The organism is Pseudomonas aphyarum, assembly GCF_028657055.1.
Classification (GTDB): domain Bacteria; phylum Pseudomonadota; class Gammaproteobacteria; order Pseudomonadales; family Pseudomonadaceae; genus Aquipseudomonas; species Aquipseudomonas aphyarum.
Genome location: NZ_JAMDGS010000002.1, coordinates 736337 through 760497 on the forward strand (window position 1 = coordinate 736337; position 24161 = coordinate 760497).

16 protein-coding genes are annotated in these 24161 nt (G+C 60.5%); 7 read left to right on the plus strand and 9 right to left on the minus strand.

Going from position 1 to position 24161, the window contains the following annotated elements; translation table 11 throughout:
* Positions 1 to 255: 255 nt before the first annotated feature.
* Both M5G18_RS05015 and M5G18_RS05020 read left to right on the plus strand, forming a co-directional pair.
* Complete coding sequence (locus M5G18_RS05015) at positions 256 to 3381, plus strand: transglycosylase domain-containing protein (RefSeq protein ID WP_273899150.1); 3126 nt, start codon at positions 256 to 258, stop codon at positions 3379 to 3381.
* A gap of 227 nt (positions 3382 to 3608) precedes the next feature.
* On the plus strand, positions 3609 to 8582 hold the full coding sequence (locus M5G18_RS05020; protein ID WP_273899148.1) for an NEL-type E3 ubiquitin ligase domain-containing protein: 4974 nt from the start codon (positions 3609 to 3611) through the stop codon (positions 8580 to 8582).
* Between the two features lie 44 nt (positions 8583 to 8626).
* Here the strand turns inward: M5G18_RS05020 and M5G18_RS05025 are convergent, their stop codons facing one another.
* The 7 genes from M5G18_RS05025 to M5G18_RS05055 form a co-directional block, all read right to left on the minus strand.
* Positions 8627 to 9877 carry a hypothetical protein gene (locus M5G18_RS05025; protein ID WP_273899146.1) on the minus strand — a complete coding sequence of 417 codons (1251 nt, stop codon included), beginning with the start codon at positions 9875 to 9877 and terminating at the stop codon, positions 8627 to 8629.
* A 53-nt stretch (positions 9878 to 9930) separates the two neighbouring features.
* The gene (locus M5G18_RS05030) at positions 9931 to 10434 is read right to left on the minus strand and encodes a CS1 type fimbrial major subunit (RefSeq protein WP_273899145.1); all 504 of its coding nucleotides are present in this window, start codon (positions 10432 to 10434) and stop codon (positions 9931 to 9933) included.
* A 33-nt stretch (positions 10435 to 10467) separates the two neighbouring features.
* Entirely contained in the window at positions 10468 to 10968 is a 501-nt protein-coding gene (locus tag M5G18_RS05035) for a CS1 type fimbrial major subunit (RefSeq protein WP_273899143.1), read from the minus strand.
* 20 nt (positions 10969 to 10988) lie between these two features.
* Positions 10989 to 11744 carry a molecular chaperone gene (locus tag M5G18_RS05040; RefSeq protein WP_273899142.1) on the minus strand — a complete coding sequence of 252 codons (756 nt, stop codon included), beginning with the start codon at positions 11742 to 11744 and terminating at the stop codon, positions 10989 to 10991.
* 44 nt (positions 11745 to 11788) lie between these two features.
* The gene (locus M5G18_RS05045; protein WP_273899140.1) at positions 11789 to 13012 is read right to left on the minus strand and encodes a hypothetical protein; all 1224 of its coding nucleotides are present in this window, start codon (positions 13010 to 13012) and stop codon (positions 11789 to 11791) included.
* Positions 13013 to 13015: 3 nt separating this feature from the next.
* Positions 13016 to 15538 carry a CS1-pili formation C-terminal domain-containing protein gene (locus tag M5G18_RS05050; protein ID WP_273899138.1) on the minus strand — a complete coding sequence of 841 codons (2523 nt, stop codon included), beginning with the start codon at positions 15536 to 15538 and terminating at the stop codon, positions 13016 to 13018.
* Positions 15539 to 15648: 110 nt separating this feature from the next.
* Positions 15649 to 16143 carry a CS1 type fimbrial major subunit gene (locus M5G18_RS05055; RefSeq protein WP_273899136.1) on the minus strand — a complete coding sequence of 165 codons (495 nt, stop codon included), beginning with the start codon at positions 16141 to 16143 and terminating at the stop codon, positions 15649 to 15651.
* 495 nt (positions 16144 to 16638) lie between these two features.
* Between M5G18_RS05055 and M5G18_RS05060 the strand changes: the two genes are divergently transcribed.
* On the plus strand, positions 16639 to 17214 hold the full coding sequence (locus M5G18_RS05060) for a PadR family transcriptional regulator (protein ID WP_011335784.1): 576 nt from the start codon (positions 16639 to 16641) through the stop codon (positions 17212 to 17214).
* Positions 17211 to 17996 (plus strand): siderophore-interacting protein, encoded by a 786-nt coding sequence (locus tag M5G18_RS05065; protein ID WP_273899133.1) that lies wholly within the window; start codon positions 17211 to 17213, stop codon positions 17994 to 17996. The genes M5G18_RS05060 and M5G18_RS05065 overlap by 4 nt, the downstream gene beginning before the upstream one ends.
* A gap of 15 nt (positions 17997 to 18011) precedes the next feature.
* Here M5G18_RS05065 and M5G18_RS05070 read toward each other — a convergent pair whose 3' ends face one another.
* On the minus strand, positions 18012 to 18650 hold the full coding sequence (locus M5G18_RS05070; protein WP_273899132.1) for a Pr6Pr family membrane protein: 639 nt from the start codon (positions 18648 to 18650) through the stop codon (positions 18012 to 18014).
* Position 18651: 1 nt separating this feature from the next.
* Positions 18652 to 18882, minus strand: a complete 231-nt coding sequence (locus M5G18_RS05075; protein WP_273899131.1) for a VF530 family protein — start codon at positions 18880 to 18882, stop codon at positions 18652 to 18654.
* A 300-nt stretch (positions 18883 to 19182) separates the two neighbouring features.
* Here M5G18_RS05075 and M5G18_RS05080 point away from each other — a divergent pair, with 300 nt between their 5' ends.
* The 3 genes from M5G18_RS05080 to M5G18_RS05090 all read left to right on the plus strand — a co-directional run bounded on the left by M5G18_RS05080 (position 19183) and on the right by M5G18_RS05090 (position 23966).
* A complete protein-coding gene (locus M5G18_RS05080; RefSeq protein WP_273899128.1) occupies positions 19183 to 20544 on the plus strand; it encodes a carbohydrate porin in 1362 nt (453 codons plus the stop codon).
* Positions 20545 to 20782: 238 nt separating this feature from the next.
* Positions 20783 to 23194: a glucose/quinate/shikimate family membrane-bound PQQ-dependent dehydrogenase gene (locus M5G18_RS05085; RefSeq protein ID WP_273899127.1), complete on the plus strand. Its 2412-nt coding sequence runs from the start codon at positions 20783 to 20785 to the stop codon at positions 23192 to 23194.
* Positions 23195 to 23597: 403 nt separating this feature from the next.
* Complete coding sequence (locus M5G18_RS05090) at positions 23598 to 23966, plus strand: DUF6124 family protein (RefSeq protein WP_273899126.1); 369 nt, start codon at positions 23598 to 23600, stop codon at positions 23964 to 23966.
* Positions 23967 to 24161 lie beyond the last annotated feature (195 nt).

The following is a 24161-nucleotide window of genomic DNA, read 5'->3' on the forward strand; positions in this document are numbered from 1 at the left end:
TGTAAAAATTAAAACTTCAAGAACACTGCAAGCCTTTACCAAATCAAACTAAAAATGACTGCACGCAAATCGGTTACCCACTGCAACAAGTTGCTCGCGCATCCATTCATCAGACGCTGCCACGCTTCGACCATGAGCTCGTCACACCCACCGACGTTCGGCCGAGCCCTCACCTTCACATTTTTTTCACCGACGCCAACCACCGACTAAGCTTCAGTCAAGTCCGATCAATCTGCGTGAATGGATCAATCGACTATGGGCGCTTTGTGGCAAACCGATTCGAGTGAAAAAGTGGTTCCGACTGAACGTGTGGATGAAGCGCCTGTACCTGAAAAACCCCGTCGTAACCGGCATGGGTGGAAGGCTTTCTGGCTCCTGTTGGTGATCATTGCGATTGTCGTGGGCCTGGCTGCGATGAAGGAAATGCGCACCTCGCGTTTTCAGTCCCGCGAGGTCAGCCAGTACGCCGCCAAACTCAAATACGAGTTGCAACCGGGGCCCAGCGAAGCGATCCGCTATCCAGGCAACGGGCCATTCGACCTGCGCCTGGGCTACAGCTCGCTGGACGAGTTCCTGCCACGGCTGATCAAGCGCAACTACGTAATCACCGAGCAGACGCGCTTCTCCCCGGCCCTGCTCAACTACACCGACAAGGGCCTGTTCGTGCCCTACTCCGAAAAGATCCAGGCCGGGCTGTCGATCACCGATTGCCGCGCCGCGCCGCTGTATCAGTACAACTATCCGCAGCAGCTGTACGCGAGCTTCGATTCGATCCCGCCGGTGGTGGTCAACAGCCTGCTGTTCATCGAAAACCGCTTTCTGCTCGACCCCAAGCAACCGATGGCCAACCCGGCGGTGGACTGGCCGCGCTTCGGCATGGCCGCGTGGTCGCAGGTCGCCAAGTTGCTGCACTTGCCGGGGCAGTCGGCCGGCGGCAGTACCCTGGCCACCCAGCTTGAGAAATACCGTCATTCGCCCGATGGCCTGACGGTGTCCGGCGCGGAGAAGATCCGCCAGATGATTTCCGCCAGCGTGCGCGCCTATCAGGGCGGCCCGGACACCTTGCCGGCGCGGCAGAACATCATTCGTGACTACCTCAACAGCGTGCCGCTGTCGGCCGTGCCGGGGCATGGCGAAGTGCACGGCATGGCCGAGGGCTTGCGGGTCTGGTATGGCGCCGACTTCAACGAGGCCAACCGCAAACTCGCGAGTACCGAAACCGATCCGAAGACCATGGCGGACAAGGGCCTGGCCCTGCGCGAAATGCTGTCGTTGATGATCGCCCAGCGCCGTCCATCGCATTACCTGACCAAGGGCCGCGAAGAACTGGTCGAACTGACCAACAGCCATTTGCGCCTGCTGAAACAGAACGGCGTGATCGACGCCGCCCTGGCCGATGCCGCGCTGGCCAGCACCATCAGCTATCGCGACTGGCAGACCCAGCCGACGATTCAGCCGATCGAAACCAACAAGGGCATCAGTGTCGCCCGCAGCCGGCTGGCATCGATGCTCAACCGTCCGCTGTACGACCTCGACCGTCTCGACCTGTCCGCCACCAGCACCTTGCAAGGCGAGCTGCAAACCCAGGCCACCGCCTACCTGAAACGGCTGGCCGACCCGGCCTACGCGACCGAAGTCGGTCTGATGGGCGAACGCCTGCTGACGCCCACCAGCACCACTCAGGTGCGCTACAGCTTCACCCTGTTCGAACTGACCCCGGACGGTTCGCGCGTGCGAGTGCAGACCGACAGCACCGACCAGCCGTTCGACATCAACGAAGGCAGCAAACTGGAACTGGGCTCCACGGCGAAGATGCGGGTGCTGACTACCTACCTGCAAATCATCGCGGAGCTGCATGACAAGTACGGCGCCATGACCGTGCCGGAACTGAAGAAAGTCGACGTGCCGGATCAGGATCGCCTGAGCCAGTGGGTGATCGATTACCTGATCCAGAACAAGGATCACGACTTGTCGAAAATGCTCTCCGCCGCCCTCGACCGCAAATACTCGGCCAGCCCCGGCGAAGCGTTTTTCACCGGTGGCGGCTTGCACGTGTTCCATAACTTTCGCAAGGAAGACAACGGCCGCTTGCCGACCCTGCGCGATGCCCTGCGCGAGTCGATCAACCTGCCGTTCATTCGCTTGATGCGCGATCTGGTGCGCTACACCACCTACTCAGGTCCCAACAACAGCGCCGAATTGCTCAAGGACGACCGCGACCCGCGCCGTCAGGAATACCTCGCCTCGTTTGCCGACCGCGAAGGTACTTCGTTCCTGCTCAAGTTCTGGAAGAAGTACCGGAACAAAGACACCCAGGCCCGGCTCGACACCTTCCTCGACAGCATGCGTCCGACCCCGATCCGCATGGCCGCCGTGCACCGTTACCTGCTGCCCAACGCCAGCCAGGAGGACTTCAACACCTTTGTGCGCTCGCACCTCAAGGGCGTAAAAATTACCGAGAAACTCACCGACGAACGCCTCGAACGCCTGTATCTGGCTTATGGCCCCGGCACCTACGACCTGCCGGATCAGGGCTTCATCGCCAAGGTTCACCCGCTGGACCTGTGGATGATCGGCTACCTGCTCAACCACCCCGACGCGACGTTCAAGGACATCGTCAAGGCCAGCCAGTTCGAGCGTCAGGAAGTCTACAGCTGGCTGTTCAAAAGCAAGCACAAGGGCGCCCGCGACAGCCGGATCCGCACGATGCTGGAGATCGAGGCATTTCTCGACATCCATCAGCGCTGGCAGAAAGTCGGCTATCCGTTCGATCACCTGGTGCCGTCGCTGGCCACCGCCATCGGCAGCTCCGGCGACCGCCCCGCTGCGCTGGCCGAGTTGATCGGCACCATCCTCAACGACGGTGTGCGCATGCCAACCCTGCGCATCGACAGCCTGCACTTCGCCGCCGGCACGCCTTACGAAACCAAGCTGGTCAATGACCCTCACGTCGGCAAACGGGTGATGCCGTCAGAAGTCGCCACCGCAATGCGCGAAGCGCTGTCGCAAGTGGTGGACTCGGGGACGGCCAAACGTGTTTCCGGCAGTTTCAAACTTAACGATGGAACACCACTGACCATGGGCGGCAAGACCGGTACTGGCGATAACCGCATCGAGGCGATCGGCTCCGGCGGGCGGATTCTCAGCTCGAAGTCGATCAACCGCACGGCGACTTTCGTGTTTTACATCGGCGACCACCATTTCGGCACCCTCACCGCGTTCGTGCCGGGGCGCTCGGCGGAGAACTTCAAGTTCACTTCCGCCCTGCCGGTACAGGTGCTCAAAGGCATGGCGCCGATTCTGATGCCGTATCTGCAACCGGGCAGTGATTCACAATGCCTTGCTCCACAGACGCCCGTCGTAGCATCCGTGGCTGATTGATTCGAATGAGAGGTAGTAGGTATGTGTTTTATGCATTTCAATATTCAATCGGAAACCAAGTAACCAACTACCAAGACAGCAGGCTTTTAAACTAATTAATCCGCTCATTGAACGTTAGGCTGAGAATTCTTCACTTATTCAAGGCCTGCACAATGACTGCAACATCCATATATAAAGGGCAACATTACGACTTAATTAAATCGCATATCGATCCGGTGTTCAGCGATATGCAGTTGCATCGTGTCCGTGCGCTCGGGAATACACCAGTCACCCGCGATCCATGGATTACGCAGGCTCCGGCCGTCGAGCTGGAACGTCTGTTCGCCGATAACCGTCGTGCCTGGGGAGCGCAGAATCGCATCGATCGCTTGCTCGGACGCCTCAAGGATGTTTATGCCTTTGCCGAACCCTTGCTCAAGGCAAAACTGTTCGAACAGTTCAATATCGACGTCGACGTCAGGAATACTTATGTAAGGCTCTACGCGGCGGCGACAACCCCTTGGTATTCGATTGACATTCTCCAGGGTTCCAGAGCCCGAACCGTTTCCATGCTCGACGCCGCATTGCACAACTTTGCACGCGACGAAACTTATCAGCACTATTCCACATTCATTATCAAAACCGATGCCGCCCGCGAGTTGTTCGATATCTCGCCCATCGGCAAAACCATCAGCGTGAGCCAGTTCCAGACCCTGTGCCGCGAACTGGACATCGGTGCGCAGTACAAAGCCCATCTCGAGACGATCCTGCTGGATCCGGAGCCGGTTGCCAAAACCTACCTGCACACTCGGGTCGAGCAAAGTCAGCAAGCGGCATTGAAAGCGGCGGCGCGCATTGCGCTGCTCAAAAAGGACATTGGCCAGAGCGCCTACGCACTGATTCGCGAAGTGTTGCTGGGCCGGCAGAATCTCTGGCTGGACGGGCAGGCCATGGCGGTCTGTGATCTGGGCATGATGGATCTCACCTTCACCGGGATCCTGATCATTCGCCCTGATCCTGCGCAGGCGCAGCACTCGCAAAAGATGATTGCCTACGTACCGCACGACCCTGATCATCCGCTCAAGGAATATCCCTCTAACCTCGCGTTCATGGACGAATTGACTCGCCAGTTGCGGGAAAACAAAACGCTACCGTCGTCCGGCATCAGCTACCGGCAGTTCTTCAGCCAGTTTGTCGATCACGAACAGCGCGGGCATTTTTTCACCGGGCTTGAACAACGCCTGAGCTACGTTAAATGGTACGCGAAGGAGCCCGGCGACCCGCGCCCGTCCTGGCGGGAAACCCCGGTCGATCATCCGCAGTTGCAATTCAGCGCCCCGCCGATCACGAGCGCGCTGTGGACGCACCTTTACCAGCAAAAACTGAACAAGATTCTCAACGATGCCCGGGGCATTGCGGTGTCCACCGCCGACGCCGACAGCAACGCGCGCTGGGCCTGGTGGGAGAACTTCAAGAAGATCGTGTCCGACATTTTCAATGTCGCGTTGCTGGTGATGACGCCGTTCGTGCCGGGATTGGGAGAGCTGATGCTGGCCTTCACCGCGTATCAGTTGACCCATGAGGTGGTCGAGGGTGCGCTGGATCTGGCCCTGGGTCATTTGACCGAGGTGGCGGAGCATGTGGTCGGGGTGGTCACTGATGTGATTCAACTGGCGGCATTCGGCGCCGGTGCGGCCATCGGCAATGAATTTCGTCTGAAAGTCTCGTCCTTCGTCGAAGGCATGAAACCGGTGCCGTCATCCGACAGCAAAACCCGTCTGTGGAACCCCGACCTGACGCCTTACCAACAATCGCAGCTGGCGCCGCCCAGCGCCTCGCAGCCGGACGCAACAGGACTGCACACAAACGCCGGCAAAAGCGTCCTGCCGCTCGACGGCCGGCATTACGAAGTGAAATACGATCGTGCCAGCGGCCGCCATCGGGTTGAGCACCCTACCCGCCCAGAGGCCTACAAACCTCAGTTGCGTCACAACGGACACGGTGCCTGGACGCACGAAGGCGAAACACCACAAGACTGGGAAGGCCCGATTCTGATGCGCCGCCTCGGGCACGCCGCCGACGGCTACAGCGATGGCGAACTGGAAGACCTGCGCAGCATCAGCGGCACATCGCCCGACTCCCTGCGCCGGATGTACGTCGACAATACGCCGCCGCCACCGTTGCTCGTCGACACCCTCAGTCGCTTCAAGACCTGGGAAGAAACCCGCAACCTCGGCCAGTTGATTCGTAGCGGCCGGCCCCTGGATCCGACGTCGTACTGGTTCGCGCGCATGGTGCCGGACATGCCCGGCTGGCCGGTCGACAAGGCCGTGAAGGTGTTCCAGAACGCTGACCTGACCGGCGATTTTCACAAGTATGGCAACCCGCAGGCGCCAAGCGACAAAACCCTGAGCATCAGCCTGCAAGACATCATGGCCGGCAAACTGCCGGAACGGCTGCAGGACTTTCTGGACGATGCCGACATGCAAACCCTGCTCGGCAATCACTACCCCAAAGACCATCGGGCGCAGGTATTGCGCAACCAGCTGGCGGATATCGTGGAAACCCGCACGCCGGATATCTTCGATTACCAGTATCGGGTCAAGGACCACATCGGCGATGCGCGAGTACAGCTGCTGCAACAGCAGTATCCACAGTTGCCTTCCCGGATTGCCGAAACGCTGCTGAACAAAGCGACGCCTGCGGAACAGGTCATCATCGGCAACGAAAAACGCATTCCTCTGCGCCTGAAAGACCAGGCCCGGGAAAGCGCGTTCGAAGTACGCGCCGCCCGCGCCACCGAGGGCTTGTTCGAGCCCGCGTTGCTGATGCCCGACACCGAGCGGCTGGCCCTCAATGCCTTGCGGATCAACACCGACAGCTTAGCCGACTTGCGCGTGGAGGTCCGTGATCACGACTACGACGGCATGCTGCGCTGCAGCGTGGGTCGCGAGGACGCCGGTACCGTACGCGTACTGGTCAGGGATGATCGGGGTCGCTACGAGGTCCATGAAAAACCTGGCACCCCCTCCCACCCCGCAGCTGACTTGTATGAAGCGATCCTGCTGGCCCTGCCCTCAGACAAGCGCACCGCACTGGGCTATCAGCCGGGGCAAGGGCAACTGTTCAAGCAGTGGCTGCGGACAATGACCGACACGCCCGCCGAGCGCAGAACCGTGCTCGCTGAACCACCGATCCGTCGGTTCGTGCCGCTGGAAACCGAATTGCTGTTACGTGGGCCGCTATGGTCTAAAAACGCGAGAACCCTGGAACAGAAAATCAAAAAACTGTATCCGCACTTCGATGAAGCCGAAGTCGCCGCCTTCAACCGTTCGCTGCTGGTCAACGGCGCTGCCGATGAGCAAATCCAGTCCCTGGATCGGCAACTCCAGAAACTCAGGAAAAGGCTGGAAGACTGGCAATCAGGTTTCTTGTCCGCAGGGGATCCCGAGTATCCGGATGCGGATCGCATTCGTTGGGACTTTCAGCGCAACGGCGGGCGCTTTCTGGCCGAGCGATTACTGGAGTGTTTTGATAGGAAAAGCGAAATCTTCGGTGAGCGCAGTCTCAGTGTTCAGGAGGGCTACCGGCTGGATCTGTCCAGCGAATGGCTGCCCCATAATACCGAGCGCTGGTGGCGGCAATTGCCGGATGAGCTGAAACCCTGGCTGGAACAGGTCACGACCCTGAACCTGGATGGTTCGACGTTCTCAACAGGGCCGAACGGCCTGCTGAAGGACTTCCGCCATCTTCGCCAGTTCAGCGCCCGCAACTGTGGACTGAGTGCGCTGCCGGACGCCGTCGGAAAAATGCAGCAACTGGAAACCCTGCGCCTGAACGACAACCAGATCCGACTGACACCGGACACCGTTGAACAGCTGCGCAACATGACCCGCATGGAAGTCCTCAGGCTGGACAACAACCCGCTGGGCCTTGCGCCGAATGTCGAGCGCATGCCACGGCTCAAGGTGTTGAGCCTGATCGACACCGGTCTTGAGGCCTGGCCACCGGGACTGTTTGAAAAAAACCGGCCGCGCGGCTTCTTTCTCGACCTGAGCGCCAATGCACTCAAGCGTATCCCGAATGTGCCACAAGGCTCCGATCAGGCACGACTGATCGCGCGCACCCGAGTGCATGCGGACAGACTCTCGGACGCTGCGCGCGTCTTGTACGAGCGCTATCGCACCTCGGTGGGAATGACGCCACGTCTTACGTATTCCCGCCCGGCAGAAGACCTGCTCGAATACTGGCCCGCGTTTGTCGACACCTCGCGACGCAACGACACTCCCGGTGTCAGCACTTATCGTCCCGAGGCCTGGCATGAACTGGCCGGCGAACCGAATTCCGACGGCTTCTTCACCGTCATCGAAGGGCTGACCCAATCGGCTGACTACACCGCAGGCGGCAAAGCCAACGATCAACTGACCGACCGCGTGTGGCGGATGATCGGTGCCATGGACCTCGACACGCCGTTACGCGAGGAGCTGTTTCTGATGTCGACCAATCCTGAAGGCTGCGAGGACGCCGGCGCGCAACTGTTCAACAACATGGGGGTCAGGACGCTGGCCTGCGAGGCTTACTTGTACTCGACCAACCGGGCCGAGCTTGAGCGCAAACTGGTCACACTGGCCAAGGGCGCCTCGCGACTGGCACAGGTCGGCGAGATCGCCCGCGCCGACATCCGGGCACGGGGGGGCAATCCCGATGAAGTCGAAGTGCATCTGGCCTATGAAACCGGGCTGGCGAAAAGTCTCGAGCTGCCCTGGCAGTCCGAAGACATGAGGTTTCGCCCCACCGCCGGCGTCGATGACCGGACGATCGCCACGGCTCGCCAGACCGTACTCGAACGCGAGGCCGGCGACGGGCTGGTCAACCAGATGATCGAGCAGCCATTCTGGGAACGTTATCTGCGCGACAACTGGCCCGGTGAAATCGAAGCCAACAAGCGCATGCACCTGGAGAAATTCGACCAGCTCGAGGATTTGCGAACCGCCCAGACGCAATGGGCACAAGCGGCGGACCTGCCAGCGCCGCAACGGGCGCTGCGCCGAAAAACCCTCGCAGACCTGGCGGACAGACTTTCGGTGGCGCACAGGGAAGTGTTTACCGGCGAGGCCATGAGTGATGCCACCTACGAGCGCCTGCTGCGAGACATTGGTGATCAGGAAAAGCAGTTGAGCCGACAGCTCACCCGCGACGCCATGCGCAGGGCCGGGATCTGAACCCGACGCCCCGAGAGCGAAAGCCCTCGGGGCGTCTGGCCGTATCAGACCTCGGAATCCCAGATCACCGTGACATTGCCGAGGTAACGTTTGCCTTTCCCCGGCTGGAGCATCTGCTCGACGTAGACACTCGGGATTTCGAAATGCAAGGTCGCCGGCGCGCGCTGCATGAAGCGCGTCGGCTGGAACGCCACGCCGGAAGGATCGTTGCTCAGGGGCCGGCGCTTGACCGGTTGGCCGGCCAGGTCGGTGATGCTGTCGGGCAGGCTGACGCTCAGGAACACCTGCGCATCGGTCGCGCCGCTGACCGTGTCGCGCAAGGCACAGGCCCCCAGAGCGGCGAACTGGCATTCGAAGTGCATTTTGAAACGGGAGGACGCCGAAATGTTGAAGGTCTGGTCGCGGAACAACCGCGCCGGTTTGCTGCCCTGCTGCAGCCAGGCCTGCCAGCCCCCTTGCGGCACCAGTGCGACTTTGTTGCCGCCGGGCGGGATGTCGATCTTGAGCACATGCTGCACGTCCAGCAAAAACCTGAAGGTCAGGCTGGACGTGTCCGGCAGCAGATTGTCGCCGGTATCAATGTCTTGGCCAGGGCCAACGGCATAGACCAGTTCACCGGCGTAGATCCCCGTGGACATGCCCAGCGGGTTCGGGGTACGAAACTCGTAGGCCACATCCAGGTATTCATACGTCATCCACGGGATGACGTATGCCGCCTGTTTGCTGCACACATCTTCAGCAGGCGTAAACCAGAAAAACTGGAAGAAGTCCGGACCGGAAGAGGCCATGGCAGCGGGTCTGCACGGCAGGGGCGGGGTAATCCACCCGGTTCTGAGCCAGAGCGCATTATGCGCCTCGTAATCACCCGGAACACCGGTGAGGTTGCTCGCCGTGTCACTGAGCAAGTAGCGCGAACCAAAGCCGCCAATGCGTATCTCCACGGTTTCCGCCTCACCGGTAACAATGTTGCGGACAGTAAGACTGCGCCACTGCGCCGGCATCTTGAACATTGCACCATCGCGTTCGGCGGCGCCTGGGCGTACCGGCTGCACCGAAGTAAAACGCAATGGCAGCGAGACACCCATCAAGTTGAAACGCTTGCAATCATTGGGGTACCGCCCGCAATAACCGCTCTGCGGTGTCTGGTTGATGAACGTGTTTTTCAGCGGGTTGGCCGGGTCGGGAACGTAGGTGGCGCGAATCTCCTGAGTGATGGCAAACGCTGCTGCGGAATACAGGCCACTGCACAGAAAAAACGTGCTGACCTTCAAGCACTTGCGTACCGCTGAAACCATTGGCTATTTCCTTGCCCCTTGGGTCGGTTGTCCTTGTCCTGCACAGTCGTGGTTCAGCCCGCAGGCGCCGCCACGTTGAATACGATATTGACGCTGCCGTTGTATTCCCCCGGCTTGTAGCCACCGGGCTGTTCACGCGGCACGATCTCCAGTGCCACACGACGGCCGGCTCCTGCCTCCACGGCCGACACCACTTCCTGTGGCGTCGGATCCTGAGTGAGTTCCTTGCCGTTGAAGCTGACGCGCAACACGATGTTGTCGCGCGAATCGCCGCCGGCGGTGAGATAGGGGAAATTTTCGAGACGCGCCTCGATGGCGCTGCCGTCAGTCTTCACATCGAAGCTTTTGCGCAGCCCGAGCAACGTCGAGTTGTGGATATCCCACGGCAGGGTCTGCTCGCGATGAATCCAGTCGGCTTCGCTGGGGATCACGTAAAAGCCCAGGGTCGGGATGTCCACCGAGACTTCGAAGGTGTGTTTTTCCTGGGCGGCGAATGCCGTTGGATGAATCGATGCCGGAAGGCTCAGGCACAGCGCGATGGCGGCTTGCTTGATCATGTCAGGGATCTCTGCGTGGATGAGGGTGGCCACTCAATTTCCCGGCGCCTTGGCGCTGAACAGCAGCATGACGGTGCCGTTGTAATCTCCCGGTTTGAAACCACTCAGCGGTTGGATCGGGTCGATTTCCAGCAGTACACGCTTGCCCACCGCCGCCTCGGCCTGGGACAACACTTCGCGCGGGCGAGGATCTGACCCCATCACCACGCCGTTGAATTTCACATGCAGCAGAATATCTTCGTCCAGCCTGCCGTTGGAAAGCCGGCCCGTGCTTTCCAGACGCGCCTCGATCGCGCTGCTGTCGTGGCGTAAGTCAAATGACTTGCGCAAACCGCGCAGGGTCGATGTGTTGTAATCCCAGAGCAGCCGTTGCGGGCGGTGAATCCAGTCCGGCTCGGCGGGCGTGACGTAAAACGCCCGACTGGGAATTGTCAGAAACACCTCGAAGTTCAGCTCTTCGCGGGCAGCCCAGACCGTGGCACTGGTCAGTGCGGTGACAGCCATCAGCGCGGCGGCGACAGATTGTTTGTTCATGAACGGTACCTGGTACGTCATCAGTGGCGGCCCTGGCGCCGCGCGACCCGAAGGTCTTTTTTGTTGTCGCCTTCAACCAGTTTGAAGCGGTATTCGCGACCGGCCTCCTTGTCGAAAGCGAAGCTCCTGCCGGCCATGACATGGTGCTTGGTGGTCGCGCCACAGTCGGCCTCATTGCTCAGCGAGCAGCTCTTGAACTCGTCGACGACCATCACCGTGTTGCCGTTGTTGCGGATCTCGTAACGTTCGGCGGTCTCGTTGATCTGCGTGTCGAATCGCGCGTCCCTGGGTCGCACAAAAAACACGATGCCAAACCCGGTCATCACGTTGACCCCGGCGGTCAGCGACTTCTTGTAGTCTTCGCGCTCCTCGTGGGAGACGACAAATTCGTCTTCCTTTTCCGGTACTACCGGCACGAAGCGCACGCGAAAATAGCGCTCACGATCGCGCTCGCCCATGTACAGCAAACGCGTGCCCTGCATGCCTTGGGCCGGCACGATCAGCCGTGCGGGGCTGGCCATGATGCCGTTGCGCGAAGCGCCGTCGGCAGCATTGGCAACGGGAATTTCCTGCGGCTTGCCGTCGGCGTCGTAGACGATTTCCAGCACGTTGATCTTGACGAACGCGGTGCTGTCGCCACTGTTGAATACCCGTTTGAGATAGGTACTTTTGTCGCCGTCGAGATAGTCGTACACGGTGCCGACATTGATCTGCGGCCCCGCATGGGCGCCCAGACAGAACAGGCCGGACAGCATCAGCAAAAACGTTCGAGTCATGAACTGCAACCTCGTGAAAATGAATAGTGGCCAGCCCCGGAGGTTCACACTTCCGAGTCGAAAATAACGGTGGCGTTGCCCCACAGCGTGCCGTTCATGCCGGGTTTGAGCAGCGATTCGATCCAGCGCCGGGGTATCTCGAATCGCAGATTGCCGGCTTTGCGATCAACGTAGCGGGAGGGTTCGAACGGACCGAGCCAGGTGTTGTGCACCAGGGTGCCGGACCAGCCGTCATGATTGCCGGGGCCGACGATGCCGCCGGGCACCGTCAGCCTGACCTGGAACTTGGAAAAGCCCACTTCGTTGTTGCCGATGCTGCACTCGGTGCCGCCCAACGAGTTGCAGATCATCATGACCTTGAAGCGCGTCGAGGCTGAGAGATAGAACAATTGGTCACGGTAGATCTCGGTCGGCATGCGTCCGGTGTCGATCCAGCGCTGCCAGCCGCCAACCGGTTCCATGGTCACCTTGTTCCCCCCCGGAGGCAGGTCGACCTTCAACTCGTGTTGCACGTCGAGCACGAAGTCCAGGGTCAGGTTGCCGTCATTGGGGACCATCATCGCGCCCATCTGGAAATCGCCGGAGGGTCCAAGGGTGTAAGACAACGAGCCGGTGTACTGTCCGGAGGACATGTGCAAGGGGTTGGGCGTGCGTAATTCGTAGGCGAAATCGAAGGTGTCGAAGGACATCGCCGGGATTCGATAAGCCGCGACCTTGCTGCACCACCCCTCGACCGGGGCCTTCCAGAAAAACCGGTAGGTTTTCGGGGAAAAAGCCCCCACCCCGCTGTACCGACAGGGCGCCGGGGCATAGACCCAACTGTTGTTGGCCCACAGCCGCTGATGACCTTCGAGGTCATCGGTGACCCCGACCAGACTGGCTGCGGTTTCGCTGAGGACATATTCCGAACCGATGCCGGTAATCCGCACTTCGACGGTTTCGCTGTCGCCGGTTGCCTGATTGATCACCGTCAATGGCCGCCAGTTGGCCGGCACCTTCAGCGACAGCGCATCGGCAGGTGCTCCCGGCGTGATCTGCCGAATCGAATCAAACCGCACCGGCACCTGAATACTGAACGTACCGTTGTCCGCGCACTGGCCGGGATACTGTGCGCAATACCCGCTGTTCGGGGTTTTGTTGACGAACACATTCTTGCTCGGCTGCGACGGATCGGGCTGGAACAGCGCCCTGATTTCCTGATTTACCCCATGGGCCCCCGGCACACTCAATGCCGCCATGAAGCCCAGAACGATGCTTTGCTTTTTCACGGCTCAACCCGCCTTCTGATCGGTAAAAGTGGCATCGGCGAGGGTGTCCGGCGTGCAGCGCAGATCGCCGATCATCAGCACGTTGTTTTCACTGCGATGCTGGCTGGCGTCGAGACGGAACTGGCACAGCAGGTTGTTATCACGGCGCACCTCGAGGGTCGGCGAGCCGGCGTTCATTTCCATCGAGAAGAAACCGTCGACCTCGGTCACCCCGCGACTGGCGTGGTTGATCACGTGATGCCCCTTGAGTGGCCGGCCCTGCTCGTTGACCAGCCGGCCAAGCACGGTCAGGGTTTTCATCACGCGGATCTGGCGGTAATCCACCCCACCCTTGTTCAGGTGATAACGGGTGCGCGCCGGTTCGATGGTTGCGGCGGGCACGTTGTTGCCCTCGAAATCGAAACTCACCGAGCTGTTCTGGTACGCCGTGATCGGGATGAAGTTACGTCCCGGCTTCAACGCGGCGCTGCCGCCGCTGAAATCGTCAGCGCGCAGGGCGATGCCGTCGATGTCCGACTCGACATCGACGATCATCCCGGCGCCGCGCATTTCGTACTGGCTGGTCATGAGCATCTGCTGACCGCCGACCACCAGTGTGCTGTCGAGGTTCAGGCCACCGGTGAAATTGCCGTTATACGACGAGCGCTGAATGAAACCGTCGCCGTTGACCGAATCGGTGCGAAAGTTCGCCAGGCCAGAGGCGCCAACTCCGTAGGTGTCGGTCAGTGCGGTGACCGAGACGTTCTGCAGGACGTGATCCTTGAGATCCTTGCGCCAGCCGATGGAGGCATTGTTGTCGCGCCCGCCATCGCGGTCAGTGCGTGAGCCGATGCTGCCGGTGATCTGCTCGCCGGGGGCGCCCAATGCCACGTTAAGGCTCAAGTCGACCCCGCGATTGCGCGCATCGCCACTGCTGTAGCTGCCGGGTCGATCGAACAGCGACAAGCGCCAGTTGGCATCATTGCCGAACAGTTCGCTGCGCCGGGTCCAGCCCAGATCCACACCGACACCCTCGACGTTCCCTTCACTGTGGGAAACACGCGCGTTCAGCGAATTGCGGCTGTTGAGCCGGTGATTGAGCGCCAGCGATGAATTGCTGGTTTCGCCGATGAACACATTGCGCTGCCGCACACGGGTGCCGTCCGGCAGGGTTTCGTACTGGTCGGTTGTGTCGAGCCAGCTGCGGGTGTGGCTGATTACCAGACTGCCGGAACCGTAGTTGTACAGGCTCTGCAAATCCAGACCGGTGCCGTGGTCCTCGGTCTTATAGACGTTGGCGTACAGGCTGACGTGATTGGCCAGGGTCCAGTCGATCGAGGTGCCGTATTGCAGCTTTTCGCGAATCTGCCGCGCCGACAGACCGAGAATCACCCGCGGGTGCAGCAGGTAATTGATTGAAGCACCGGCAGTGGGGCTGCCACTGGACTGCTGGTCCCAGTTGCTCAGCAGTTTCTGTTCTTCGCCGGCAAACAGGTTGTAGCGCCAGCGCTCGTCGAGGTTGCGCCAGTTGCTGGGCTTGTACACCAGCTCCTGAGTGCTGGAGGTGATCTGACCGTCTTCGATCAGCCGCACTTCCACCTCGTAAATGCCACCGGGCAGCGGCCGGGTGTCGAGTGTCTGCAAACCGGCGGGTATCGATTGGGTATTGATCAACAACCCGTCACGCCAGATCTCGACCGAGCCCTGACGGTTGGCGGTGACGTAGATCGGGTAGACGCTGGGCGCCGCATTGTTGATCGCCAGGCTGTCGGAGCTGCCGTACATCACGCCGACCGCCGTGTCAGGGCTGGTGCCGAACGTGCGCGGCTGGCGGGTCAGCCCTTCGGAATTGGGGGTGAAATAACCCAGGCGGAAGAAATTGCCTTGCAGCTCGCGCTGGGTGTAGAGCTCATGGACGGCGTGATAGAGCTTGTCGTCCGGGCCGCCGAGGCGAGCCATTTGCATGTTGAAGGTCTGGCTCCAGTTGCCCAGGCTGCCGCTGGCTTCGAGGCCGAAACGCCCGCCCAGATCCTGATCCTGGCCGCCATTGAGGTTGAGCTGGTTGCGCACCATCAGGCCGTTGCTGCCGCCTTCGGGTTGGTCGTAGAAACGCTTGGTTTCCAGGTCGCGCTCGGCGTTCTCGGTGAGAATCGAGAGCAACGAATTTTCCAGGTTGTAATGCACTGCCAGCACCTGATCGGGGCAGGAGCCGGTGCAAGAGCCCAGCGGCACGCCGGGCTTGAGATAGGCCGCCCACTTTTCGCGCTCGGCGGGGGTATAGCGGTTTTCACTGGTGTCGGTGAATTCCAGCAGGGTGACGCGATCATCGCGTGACAAGACCACCATGGCTTCGCCCAGCGGTTGCTGGTCGAGCTCGACCCGTACCGCCAGCGGCACGTCGAAAAAGTGTTCCTCGAAATCCGCCGGCAAACCTTTGGCCTGCGCCAGCAGACTGCGCGGTGTGGTACCGGCGGGTTCGGAAGCGGCCGCTGCGCTGGCACAAAACAACAGCGCAAGCGCAGCCGCGATGGGTGTCATCGGGAACATGAACTCGTACTCTGATTTACAAAGGTTGAAGTCCGGCGGAACAGACAATGCTGCCTGTTCCGCCGGGGAACGCGACTCTGGCAAGTTGCGTCGGGTGCCTGATCAGATGATCACGGAGTAATGATGGCCGGTGGCACGGCATCAAAAGTCATGGCAACAACACCGGTGTAGTCACCCGGCTGGAAGTCGGTGCCCCTGGCACTGATCTTCAGCGGTGCGCGATAGTTGACGTCGGACTCGGATTCACCCACCACCATTTGCGGGGTCAGGGTCAGTTCCTTGTTGTTGAACAGCACTTGCAGATCGATGGTGGTATTACCGGCGATCAGCTTCGGCTGGCTTTCGAGGCTGGCATGCACAGAGCCGTTGTTGTTGCGCACATCGAAGAAGCCGTTGACTTCACGCATCTTGCCGGTGCTTGGCTGGAAGCTCATATCCTGGTCCTTGTTGACCAGGTCGGAATCGGTCGGCACCACGTAGAAACCGTTGGTCGGTACGTGGGCGATCAGGCTGATGGAGTGACGCGCTTCACCAGCGGCAAAGACCGCGGACGAGCTCAGGGCCAGGGCAGCGAGAGAAGCGGTGATTGCAATTTTCTTGAACATCGGTCAGTACCTGTTTTCTTTTTAAGGGAATCGAAACATTGAAGTTCATGGCACTCCGGCCGATAACAACCGAAACCACTGAAGTTCAACGCCGGGGCATGATCGACCCTTGTCTCAAGAATGTAAGCAGGCAACTTCCCACGAACGCGTAGTTCAACAACCTCGCAACTTGAAAGAAAAAACATCAAAAAGCCGGAATATATAAAAACAGCTGTAAGCCATAACCTACCGACAGTTATACAGAAAAACCATTACAGTAATTCCGTCTTTTCAAACCGGCACTTTCTTTGACTTTTAGAATATAAACTCAATTATTAATAGAGTGATAGCTTTAACTTTATGGTTATTCCTGTGTGGATGGACAAGTCACCCGAATTCACCCGGTAGCGCGCCTTTCTCACCGTTGACCACTCGTCAGCTCTGCGGCAAAAAGCCCTTGCCCAGTCGTAAAGATATATCTTAAGTTGTATCTAAACACGACGAGAGAAGACTGAAATGAGAGACCATCATTCCCCCCACCGCGACCACGGCGACAGCCGTGACGGCTTCGAAAAACGCCACGGCCGCGAGCGCGGCGGTCGCGGCCCCCGGGTATTCGCACCGGGCGATCTGAAATTGCTGCTGTTGGCGCTGATCGCCGAGCAGCCGTGCCACGGCTACGACCTGATCCGCCAGATCGAAACCATGTTCGATGGCGCCTACAGCCCCAGCCCCGGCGTGATCTACCCGACCCTGACCTTCCTCGAAGAGAGCGAAATGATCACCGGCGACGCCGAGGGCGGCAAAAAGCGCTATGCGGTGACCGATGCCGGCCGCCAATCCCTCAGCGAACAGGCGGTAGCGCTGGACGGCGTGCGCATGCGCATCGACGTCAGCAAGCGCTCGTTGCGCGGCCACGACCGACCGCCGGAAATTCATGAAGCGGTGCACAACCTGCGCCACGCCTTGCAGATGCACCACGGGCGCTGGAGCCCGGAAGAAATCCTGCGGGTGCGCGACCTGCTCAACGACACCGCCAAAGCCATCGTCGACGGCCCCGCCGTTCAATCTGCCCCGGAGAAAGCCGAATGACTGAAGTACAGACCCAAGGCATCCACCGTGTGATGCACGAAATCAAACGTCGTCGCCTGGAAGTGTTGCGGGTGGTCGACCTGACTCCGCGCATGCGCCGCATCACCCTCGGCGGGCCGGAACTGGCCGGGTTCATCAGCCTCGGTACCGACGATCACGTCAAACTGCTGTTCCCGCAGAACGCCGAGCAGACTGCCGCACTGGAAACCCTGGTCCTCGGCGGCGGCAAGAGCGATGTACCAATGCCCGAAATGCGCGACTACACCCCGCGCCGTTACGACCTCGACAAGCTTGAGCTGGACATCGATTTCGTCCTGCACGGCGACGGCCCTGCCTCGACCTGGGCCGAACAGGCCAAGCCCGGACAGTTTCTGCACATCGGCGGCCCGCGCGGTTCGATGATCGTGCCGGACATCTTCGACAGCTACCTGCTGATCGGCGACGAAACCGCCCTGCCCGCCATCGCCCGCCGCCTCGAAGGTCTGGCGGCCAATCGCAAGGCGCTGGTAGTGATCGAAGTGGAAAACGGCAAGGAACAGCAAACCCTGGAAAGTGCGGCGCAGGTCAACGTGATCTGGGTATTGCGCGAAGGCGGCAAGGACAATCTGCTGACCACCGTCAAACAGTTGCAGGTGCCCAAGGGCAATCTGTATGCGTGGGTGGCGACGGAAACGAAAGTCTCGCGGCAGATCCGCCGGGTGCTGCTCGATGAGCACGGGCTGGATGAGCAGTTCGTCAAAGCCGTCGGCTACTGGCGTGCCGAGGGCTCCGAAGAAGAGTGATTACGAGCGGCGGCGCTATTCGCGCCGCCCTTGCCAGCGGTCAATCCCGACCACCAGCAACGCCATCAGCACAAACCCCACCAGAATCCCCCCGGCATTGATGAACACCTGTGGATAACCCAGCAGTGCCACGTCAATGAACGGATAGGCGTAAGCCCCCAGAAGATGCCCGCGCAACAGCGCATAAGCGAAGTACACCAGCGGATAGATCAGCCACAGCGGCAGGTGCTTCAGACGCAAGCAGCCCTTCGGCACACACTGCCACCAATAAGCCAGAAACAGCAGCGGCATCACGTCGTGGAGCAATTCGTCCGCGATAAATTGCCAGCCCTGCGGATGCCACAAATGCCGCAGCAGAATGCTGTAGGCCAGGCCGACCACGGCGATGCTGACGGCAATCCCGCTGCTGACCCACGGTTGCAGAAACCAGCGCCGTGCAGCGGATTCGCGATCCGTGACCGCGCAGGTCAGCACCACCACCACCAGGGTATTGGTGAGCACCGTGAAGTAACTGAAGAAACTCACCAGCCCGCCCAGCAAACTGGCGCCGACGCTCAGGCGCGCGAAGAAAATCAGGTACAGCTGAATCCCCAGCCCGGCCCAGCCCAGCACCGCAGCCGAAGTGATCAGGCGTCGCCGCAGCACGGCGTTCATCTCAGAGCGGACGCTTGGTGCGCATCAGCGTCACGTACAGACGCTCGACCTTTTCCCGCGCCCATGGCGTCTTGCGCAAAAAGGTCAAGCTCGACTTGATGGTCGGATCGCTCTTGAAGCAACGGATGTCGATGCGCTCGGCCAGGCCCGACCATTCGTAGTGGGTCACCAGTGCATTGAGGATCTGTTCGAGGGTCACGCCGTGCAGCGGATCGGGGTTGTGGTCGTTCATGCCGGGCCTTTGGGCGAAGTGAAAATGCAGAAGCCGCGCACCTTAGCCGAGGGCATGGGCGGGTGGAAGGCCTTGGGTTAAATGTAGGCCAACCGGAGAAGATCGCAGCCTGCGCCAACGCCCGCAATGCGCTGTATTGCCGCACTGTTACCGAATCCGAAAGGGTTCATGTCTGCAAAAGCACTTTGTGTTTTTGTAACAGGACATTATCCTGCCGCCCTTCTGCTGAATCGCTTCACTGCCTGCGTCAAATCGTAGCGGCCAGCTTATCCCCCAAAAAGATCAAGAAAGACCCTATTCATGCCCGATTTTCCGTTCTCCCGAGACAGCGCTATCTCAACCCTGCGCCTGATCGGCGGCTGCACCGCCCTTGGCCTCGCCACCTGCACCCAGGCCGCTCCGGCCTTCGACAGTGAATCACCGTATATGCTCGGTGACTGGAACGGCACCCGCAGCGAACTCGCGGCAAAAGGTATCGACTTCAAGCTCGACTACACCGGCGAAATGGGCAGCAACCTGCACGGCGGCTACGACCACGACCGCACTGCGCGCTACAGCGACCAATGGGGCCTCGGCACTCATCTGGACCTGCAAAAACTGCTGGGCTGGAACGACGCCGAATTCCAGCTGACCGTGACCAAGCGCAGCGGCAACAACATCAGCAACGACCGCATCAACGACCCGCGCGTAGGTGGCTTCACCTCGGCCCAGGAAGTCTGGGGCCGTGGCCAGACCACCCGCCTGACGCAGATGTGGTACCAGCAGAAATTCTTCGACCAGAAGCTCGACATCAAGGTCGGCCGCTTCGGCGAAGGCGAAGACTTCAACACCTTCCCGTGCGACTTCCAGAACCTGGCGTTCTGCGGCTCGCAAGTCGGCAACTGGGTCGGCGGCATCTGGTACAACTGGCCGGTCAGCCAATGGGCGCTGCGCGTCAAATATCACCTGACGCCGGAGCTGTACGCGCAAGTCGGCGCCTACGAGCAAAACCCGTCGAACCTCGATCGCGGCAACGGCTTCAAGCTCAGCGGCAGCGGCACCCAGGGCGCGATCCTGCCGATCGAACTGGTGTGGAAGCCGAAACTGAACGGCCTGCCGGGCGAATACCGCGCCGGTTACTACTACAGCAACGCCAAGGCCACCGACGCCTATAAAGACAGCAATGGCCAGCCGGCAGCACTGAGCGGCGAAGCCTATCGCAGCGCTTCGAGCAAACACGGCGTGTGGCTCGGCGTGCAGCAGCAGATCACTAGCGTCGCCAGCGACAACTCCCGCGGCTTGAGCGTGTTCGCCAACGGCACGATGCACGACAAGAAGACCAACGCCATCGACAACTACGTCCAGGCCGGCGTCGTCTACAAAGGCCTGTTCGACGCCCGCGCCAAGGACGACATCGGTTTCGCCCTGGCCCGCGTTCACGTCAACCCGGCCTACCGCAAGAACGCCGAAGCGACCAACCAGGCCCGCGCCGTCTACGACTACGACGACCCGTCGTTCCTGCCGCCGCAAGATACCGAATACAGCGCCGAGCTCTATTACGGCGTGCACGTCACCCATTGGCTGACCGTGCGCCCGAACCTGCAATACATCCGCCATCCGGGCGGTGTGGACAAGGTCGATGACGCGCTGATCGGCGGGATCAAGATCCAGTCGTCGTTCTAAAGAACGACAAAGAAACCTGTGGGAGCTGGTTTGCCAGCGATGCGATTTCACATTCGACATTAACGTCGCCTGACAAACCGCCATCGCTGGCAAGTCGAATCGTCGCACCGCAGCTCCCACAAGGGATTTATGAAATTCGATAGCAAGACAAGTTTTTATCTGAACCATGCCCGCGCCGGATCGTCATCTACAGTGACTACAGCGCGGGACTACTTGAAACGTCACGGAGAACCACACTATGAGCACTGAAGGTGCTTCGAGTCGAAGCCGTCTTCTGCCGAACCTGCTCGGCATTCTGCTTCTGCTGATGGGCCTGGCCATGCTGGCCGGGGGAATCAAGCTGAGTACGCTCGGCGGCTCGCTGTATTACCTGCTGGCCGGTATCGGCATCACGCTGACCGGCATTCTGATGCTGATGGGCCGTCGCGCAGCATTGGGCCTGTACGCCATCGTGCTGTTCGCCAGCACCGTCTGGGCGCTGTGGGAAGTCGGCCTGGACTGGTGGCAACTGGTGCCGCGTCTGGCGCTGTGGTTTGTCCTCGGTTTCGTGATGCTGCTGCCGTGGTTCCGTCGTCCGCTGCTGCTCGCAGGCCCTGCGCCGATGGGCACCGGCGGTTTGACCGTAGCCGTGATTCTGGCCGGCGTCACCGCTCTGGCCAGCCTGTTCACCCACCCGGGCGAAACCTTCGGCGAACTGGGTCGCGACACTGCCGACACCACCAGCACCGCGCCGCAAATGCCGGACGGCGACTGGCAGGCCTATGGCCGCACCGAATTCGGTGACCGCTACTCGCCACTGAAGCAGATCACCCCGGCCAACGTCGGCAAGCTTCAAGAAGCCTGGCGCATCCAGACCGGCGACCTGCCGACTGCCGATGACCCGGTGGAACTGACCAACGAAAACACCCCGCTGAAAGCCAACGGCATGCTCTACGCCTGCACCGCGCACAGCAAAGTGCTGGCGCTGGACCCGGACACCGGCAAGGAACTGTGGCGCTTCGACCCGCAGATCAAGAGCCCGGTCGGCTTCAAGGGCTTCGCCCACATGACCTGCCGTGGCGTGTCGTACTACGACGAAGCCGCTTACGCCAAGTCTGCAACCGACGCCTCCGCCGTCATCTCCGAGGCCGGCAAAGCCGTCGCTCAAGCCTGCCCGCGTCGCCTGTACCTGCCGACCGCCGATGCCCGTCTGATCGCACTGAACGCCGACACCGGCAAGATCTGCGAAGGCTTCGGCACCAACGGTGTGGTTGACCTGACTCAGGGCATCGGCCCGTTCACCGCCGGTGGCTACTACTCCACCTCGCCAGCCGCGATTACTCGCGACCTGGTGATCATGGGCGGTCACGTCACCGACAACGAATCGACCAACGAGCCGTCCGGCGTGATCCGCGCCTACGACGTGCGCGACGGTCACCTGGTATGGAACTGGGACAGCAACAACCCGGACACCACCGAACCCTTGGCCCCGGGCCAGACCTACAGCCGCAACTCGGCCAACATGTGGTCGCTGGCCAGCGTCGATGAAAAACTCGGCATGGTCTACCTGCCACTGGGCAACCAGACTCCAGACCAATGGGGCGCCGATCGCACCCCGGGCGCCGAGAAATTCAGCGCTGGCGTCGTCGCCCTCGATCTGGGCACCGGTAAAGTGCGCTGGAACTACCAGTTCACCCACCACGACCTGTGGGACATGGACGTCGGCAGCCAGCCAACCCTGCTGGACATGAAAACCGCCGACGGCATCAAACCTGCGCTGATCGCCCCGACCAAACAGGGCAGCCTGTACGTCCTCGACCGTCGTGACGGCACGCCGATCATCCCGATCCAGGAAATCCCGGTTCCGCAAGGCGCCGTGAAAGGCGACCACACCGCCCCGACCCAGGCCCGCTCGGACCTGAACCTGCTGGCCCCGGAACTGACCGAAAAAGCCATGTGGGGCGCCAGCCCGTTCGACCAGATGCTGTGCCGCATCCAGTTCAAGGAACTGCGCTACGAAGGCCAATACACGCCTCCGTCGGAACAGGGCAGCCTGATCTACCCGGGTAACGTCGGCGTGTTCAACTGGGGCGGCGTCTCGGTCGACCCGGTTCGCCAGATGCTGTTCACCAGCCCGAACTACATGGCCTTCGTCTCGAAAATGGTGCCTCGCGAGAAAGTCGCGGCCGGCAGCAAACGCGAGAGCGAAACCGCTGGCGTGCAGCCAAACACCGGCGCGCCATATGCGGTGATCATGCACCCATTCATGTCGCCACTGGGCGTACCGTGCCAGGCCCCGGCCTGGGGCTACGTGGCCGGTATCGACCTGACCACCGGCAAAGTCGTCTGGAAACGCAAAAACGGCACCAGCCGCGACAGCTCGCCAATCCCGATTGGCTTCACCCTGGGCGTGCCAAGCATGGGCGGCTCGATCGTCACTGCCGGCGGCGTCGGCTTCCTCAGTGGCACCCTCGACCAGTACCTGCGCGCCTACGACGTGAACACCGGTAAAGAACTGTGGAAATCGCGTCTGCCTGCCGGCGGCCAAGCGACCCCGATGACCTACACCGGCAAGGACGGCAAGCAATACGTCCTGCTCGTGGTGGGTGGTCACGGCTCGCTGGGCACCAAGATGGGTGACTATGTGATTGCGTACAAACTGCCGGAATAAGCTTTAACGGCGGTAAGGAAAAAGGCGACGCCCTGTGAGGGGTGTCGCCTTTTTTGTGGGCTGCGGTTTTTACACGGGGTGTTTATGTCCTACAGACAGGGTGTTTGCGGGGGATGTTTCTGACATGTCGCGTCGGTTGTGGCTCGGAAATGGGGTGGATAGGCTTTGGGGGTCGCTGCAAATTCAGCGAACGGGCGTCGCGGCCCGATAACTGATGCATAATCGCCAACCTCACGGCACCTCGGTGCCTGTTGTTTGTTTCATGGCGGCTGTGCGCGGGATACCTTCTTTGGAGGTATGCCGATTCCTCAGTTATCGGTCCGCGAACCCGCGTACAGCTGCCACCTCAGATTGCGTCGCGGCAATCGAAGGCAGCTCCAATTTCACCAACTGAGTATTCACCATGAAAAAACCAACACCGAATCCACCCGAAACAGACGACACCTCACCCTACGAATCCGCTGATTCAAAGAAACTCCACGACGCCGCCGAGCGCGCGCTCGACCACCATTTCAATCCCATTCCAAAAAAATGCCCCGGTCGCCGACCGAGCCAGATGTTCCAGATCTCCCCGGACATGGACGATGAAACGCTGTTGGCTCATGCGTGTGAGTCTTTGGCCACCGCCAGTGTCATGGCCAGTGATGTAGCGGCTTTTGTCGATACGCCGCAGCGGCATCGGATCCTGGGGATTCAGCAGGTGATCATGCTGGCGGAACTGGCGGTGAATCGGGTGCTGGATAATGTCGAGGCGAGTCGATATCCGGCATAAATGCGGATGAGGTCTCTGCGGGAGAAAGGCTTGTAGTGGGTCAGTCAGGACGCTGCCCTCACCCTAGCCCTCTCCCGGAGGGAGAGGGGACTGACCGCGTTGTATGGGAGAGGTACGCCGACGTGAAAAACCGAGTCGCACTCAGGTTATAAAGCCCCAATCGGCTCCCTCCTCGCACCACCACCACCACCACCA

Bases quoted from the DNA above. Each gene is read 5' to 3' on its own strand.
- M5G18_RS05015 (WP_273899150.1), top strand. From the start codon at position 256: ATGGGCGCTTTGTGGCAAACCGATTCGAGTGAAAAAGTGGTTCCGACT.
- M5G18_RS05020 (WP_273899148.1), top strand. From the start codon at position 3,609: ATGCAGTTGCATCGTGTCCGTGCGCTCGGGAATACACCAGTCACCCGC.
- M5G18_RS05025 (WP_273899146.1), bottom strand. From the start codon at position 9,877: ATGGTTTCAGCGGTACGCAAGTGCTTGAAGGTCAGCACGTTTTTTCTG.
- M5G18_RS05030 (WP_273899145.1), bottom strand. From the start codon at position 10,434: ATGATCAAGCAAGCCGCCATCGCGCTGTGCCTGAGCCTTCCGGCATCG.
- M5G18_RS05035 (WP_273899143.1), bottom strand. From the start codon at position 10,968: ATGAACAAACAATCTGTCGCCGCCGCGCTGATGGCTGTCACCGCACTG.
- M5G18_RS05040 (WP_273899142.1), bottom strand. From the start codon at position 11,744: ATGACTCGAACGTTTTTGCTGATGCTGTCCGGCCTGTTCTGTCTGGGC.
- M5G18_RS05050 (WP_273899138.1), bottom strand. From the start codon at position 15,538: ATGTTCCCGATGACACCCATCGCGGCTGCGCTTGCGCTGTTGTTTTGT.
- M5G18_RS05055 (WP_273899136.1), bottom strand. From the start codon at position 16,143: ATGTTCAAGAAAATTGCAATCACCGCTTCTCTCGCTGCCCTGGCCCTG.
- M5G18_RS05060 (WP_011335784.1), top strand. From the start codon at position 16,639: ATGAGAGACCATCATTCCCCCCACCGCGACCACGGCGACAGCCGTGAC.
- M5G18_RS05065 (WP_273899133.1), top strand. From the start codon at position 17,211: ATGACTGAAGTACAGACCCAAGGCATCCACCGTGTGATGCACGAAATC.
- M5G18_RS05070 (WP_273899132.1), bottom strand. From the start codon at position 18,650: ATGAACGCCGTGCTGCGGCGACGCCTGATCACTTCGGCTGCGGTGCTG.
- M5G18_RS05075 (WP_273899131.1), bottom strand. From the start codon at position 18,882: ATGAACGACCACAACCCCGATCCGCTGCACGGCGTGACCCTCGAACAG.
- M5G18_RS05080 (WP_273899128.1), top strand. From the start codon at position 19,183: ATGCCCGATTTTCCGTTCTCCCGAGACAGCGCTATCTCAACCCTGCGC.
- M5G18_RS05085 (WP_273899127.1), top strand. From the start codon at position 20,783: ATGAGCACTGAAGGTGCTTCGAGTCGAAGCCGTCTTCTGCCGAACCTG.
- M5G18_RS05090 (WP_273899126.1), top strand. From the start codon at position 23,598: ATGAAAAAACCAACACCGAATCCACCCGAAACAGACGACACCTCACCC.